The 4,422-nt window shown below is 62.6% G+C and carries 1 protein-coding gene; it reads right to left on the reverse strand.

Features of this window, described 5'->3' with window-relative positions; genetic code table 11:
• Positions 1–4,304: hypothetical protein (locus ACY34I_RS40120; protein WP_462760739.1), on the reverse strand; the 4,304-nt coding region annotated here is incomplete at its 3' end.
• Positions 4,305–4,422 lie beyond the last annotated feature (118 nt).

A 4,422-nucleotide genomic window follows, 5' to 3' on the forward strand; every position in this document is an offset into this window, starting at 1 on the left:
CCACCCTGGGTGCGCCGACGTTTCGGGGCCCGCCCAGTTCCCGTCTCGGCTCGCTTTTTGCGCTCCTGCCGCGCCTGGATCTGGGCTTTAATAGCCTCGAACTCGTCGATGCTCTTGTCCAGACCCACGAGCACGAGCCGGAAGGCGTATTCAGGTTCGGGCACCGGCGAATCCGCTCTTGGGACCAACGGCGCCTTGACCACGGCGAAAATGTCGATGGCGACATCCAATCCGACCGGCCGCGGCAATTGCCCTACCTTCAGGGTAATCAGCGTTCCCTTATCGAGATTCACCTTCCCGCCACCCATCACGTCGACCGAATTGCCCAGCCTAAGACGCAGGGGGTTAGGCATTCGGCCATCCGCCAACATTATGTCTTCGATAGATATTGCGTCGTAAAGATGCCACCGATCCTCTCGCTCCCACAGCACGTTTCCGGTCTGCAGCAGCCGACCGATATCGGGCACGGTGGGGGCGGGCTTGACCAACTCCAGGTACAGGGTTTGCTTGATAGGGTTCTCTTCGAGTATCACGACCGCGATGGGTCGACCAAAGATGTCATACGCGAGTTCGAGACGAACCTCCCTTATGTCCGCAGGAAAGACAAACCTTCTTCCGTCGGCCACCTCGACCTGTGGGATACGGACCTGACGGGCGGTGGCATGGACCCGACCTGCCCCGCCCTCCCCGCCGAGGCGTATGCCCAATTCTCTCCGGGGTTGCAACAGACGCGTCGTGATGTTATAGGAAGCGCTGAACATCCATGGGGGGTAGAATTCCCAAGCCACACGCACCTTTTGCTTCAGATTGGCCAGCTCGCGGTCAGTGAACTCGCGGTTGATCGGTTGGTAGATGACGCTTCCAGCGCCGTTGTCCACAACGTACGGGATTTCGATAAACCCGACGCCCTTTTCGCCGACCTTCCCGAAAATGATATTGACAACATCACCCACGACGACGAGTCCACTGAGATGTCCGAGAACTATGTCCTTGCCGCTCACTTTGATGCGCAGCGCTGGGTCCGGACGGGTTAGCTCCCTTATGTCGCTGCCCATGTCATGCCGCGCGGAGGTGGTGGGGACGCGGATGGTGAATGGGTCTTCGAGGTTCCCTGGGAGCTGGTCTTTCCAGCCGCTGCCTTGGTTGTTGAGGTCGCGGAGGTATTGGAGGTGTTCGGCGAGTTCCTGGACCTGGTTGCGGGGGGAGATGGGGGGTTGACGGATGGCCGCGAGGTTGCGGTGGAATGAGTCTCGCCGGATGCGCGAGTAGGTGTTGTCGGGATTCTTCTCCGCCTTGGCGATTGCCGCTCGCAGCAGACCACGTGTCTCCTCAAACACCCCAGCCTGTTGGCGCTGCTCGCCAGGGTCGGGCCGGGAGAAGCCCGCGGCGATGCGGTCATCGTGTGGGTCACGAGGTTGGGCGAGGACGTAGGCGCCCTTCGACCGAAGGACCTGTTGCGGGGTGACACCGGGAACCAACGGCGGGCCGATGTCGTACGGGGCCCCGAACGGATGGTGGACCCGCATCGGCTGGTCCAACTCCTTGGCCAGCACATGGAGAGGCACAAGCGCGACGTCGCGATCCAAGGTTTGGTTGTTTCCGATCGTGCTGAGCCAGATCCGTTCCAGGGCTTTCCGCCGCTGCTCGGACACGTCCCCCGGATACGGAAGAATCTTTCTAAACGTCGACTCTTCACCCCGGGCAAGGTCGTCGGCCAGTTGACGGACCACCCATGCGCGCAGTCCATCCACGCTCGTGACGCCCCACTGCGCCAACAGCTGCGGGTAGGTGTTCAACACCGACCTGTAGAAGGCGAGGTGCGTCCCCCCGCGGAACAGCGCAGAATCGATGTTGAAGACCTGGTCCGCCCACTGCTCGAATTCTGTCGCCTGGTCACGGGTTACCCCGGCCGACAACTGGGTGATCGCCGCGTCCACGCTCCGCTGCAAGTCCGGCGCGACACCACCGGACCCACCGGCCGTCATCGCCCCGCTCGGCCCCGGGTCCGCCCCGCCCACCCATGACACCCCTGCCAGCGGGCCCGACGCGACCGGTGCGGAGCCCTCCAGCGACAACCCCGAACCAAGCGCCGACGTCGACAGATACGCCCCCGCCCCCGAATTCGACCCCTCCCCCGCGTCAAGAATCCCCGGGTCAAAACCGGACAGGTCGTAATCTCCCGCAGGACCGGACAGCAGTCCACCCGAGGCCACGTCGACCAAGCCGGCGGAGGTGACGCCTCCCTGCAGGTCCGAGGGCCCGACCGGCACGGAGCCCTCCAGCGACAACGCCGAGTCAACGGCCGGGCCGGACCATTCCATCGTCGCTGGCAGGTCGGACAGCGCATCGGGGGCTGGCTCCGAGGGCTGGGGGTCTGGTGCGGGCTGCAGACCCCGCCGCCTCAGCGCCAGCTCCTCTCGATGCTTGAGCGTTTCGGCGAGAGCATCGAATTCCTCTTTGCCTTGCACGGTTGTTTCGATGAGCCGGTAGGCGTATTCGGGTTCGGGCGCCGGCGAATCCGGTCTTGGGACCAACGGCGCCCCGACCACGGCGAAAAGGTTTTCGGAGAGAACCCCTGCGCCGGCATCCGGTCCGGACGTCTCCATCCATCCTACCCGCAGTTTGACCTCCGTGCCCTGAGAGAGATCCACCTCCTTCCCATCGAACGTCTTGGTCGAACCATTGATTCTCATGTCCAGGCCGGGCAACACTTTGCGCGACCACATTTCGGAACTGGCAGATATTTCATTGAAAAGGAACCAACGACGGTCATCTCGTTCCCACAGCGCATAACTGCGCATCCCCTTGATGTCGTACGCGGTGGGGGCAGGGTCCATTTCCAGGTACAGAGTCCGTCCGGTCATGTTCTTGTCGGCCGGGATAATCACGACGCCGAAGGGTTGATCATCCATGCCATACCCGAGCCGGAGAATGACCTCCTTCAGGTCGGCCGGAAAGGTAAACGGACTTCCGTCGACCATCTTGTTATTCGGGATAGTGAATTTACCATGTCCGAAGGAACGGGTCAGCCTCCTTTTTTTGTCCACATGGAACTCCATGTGGTAAAAGTCCTCGGAGAACCATCGGTCTTCGAGTTCCCACTCCCGGCCGGGCACCTTTTTCCTCAGGGCGCGCAGCTCGTCGTCAGTGAACTCGCGGGGGACCTTTCGGTAGATAGCGCGTTCGGTTCTGCCGTCCACGGTGTACCGGATTTTGACGATACCGACGCCTACTCCGTTGAGCTTCCCGAAACTCACATTGACCACATCGCCCGCGATGGCCACGTCGTCTACAACGGCGAGACGTTCCGGGTTGCCGCCCAGCCTGGCCACCAAACTTGGTCGGTAGTCACCGCTGAGGATGGAAGCGGTGAAGCTGATGGTGATTGGGTCCTCGAGTTGCCATGAGTTCTGGTCTTTCCAGCCGCCGTCTACGTTGTGGCTGCGGAGGTAGAGCCTGCGGAGGTATCGGAGGTTTTCTGCGAGTTCCTGGACCTGGCTGCGGGGGGAGATGGGGTGTTGACGGATGAGCGCAAGCTTGCGGTGGAATGTGTCTTGTTGGATGATCCCGTAGATGTCGGTCGGATTCAGATTCGATTCCGCCTCGTCGATTTCCTCCCGCAGCTGACGGAGTGCCTCCTCAAAGGTGGCCTGTTGGGCCTGGTCGGTCGCCGATGTCCGCGAGAAGCCCTCAGCGATGCGGGCGGCGATGCGGTCATCGTGTGGGTCACGAGGTTGGACGATGATGTAGGCGCCGTTCAACCAGACGACTGGTTGCCGGGTGACACCGGCAACCGGCGGCGGGCCGATGTCGTACGGGGCACCGAATGGATGGTGGACCCGCATCGGCGTGCCCAACTCCCCGGCGAAGATATGGGGAATCACATGCGAGATGTCGTGACCGTCGGCGTAGGCGTGCCCGACCTTGCCGAGCCAGAGCCGGTGCAGGGCCTTTCGGCGCTGCGGGGATACGCTCTCCGGATACGGCAGAAGCTCTCTGAACTTCGACTCATCACCCCTGGCGAGGTCGACGGCCAGTCGGCGGGTCGCCCACGCGCGCGCTCCACGCAGGTCGGTGACGCCCTCCTGCGCCAGCAGTTCCGGGTAGGCGTTCAACACCGACTTGTAGAAGGCGAGGTGCGGCGACCTTCCCTGGCCGAGCAGCGCAGGATCGATGTGGAACACCTCGTCCGCCCACTGCCGGAATGCCGCCTCGTCAGCGGCCGCAACGGCTGACAACTGTTCGATCATTTCCGATTGCCAGCCCGGCGGCAACCACCCCGAGCCGGGCTCCGGTGTCCTCATATCGAAAAAGTCTGCTTCCCCCGGCGGGTTATCCCACAGGGCAGAAATATCCGGGTCAACACCAAACGGGTCAGTTTCCGCTGGATCGGACGGCTGCCCGTCTGCGTCAGAGCCGGCC

The sequence above is a fragment of the Micromonospora sp. RTBAU3-60 genome, from assembly GCF_054963695.1.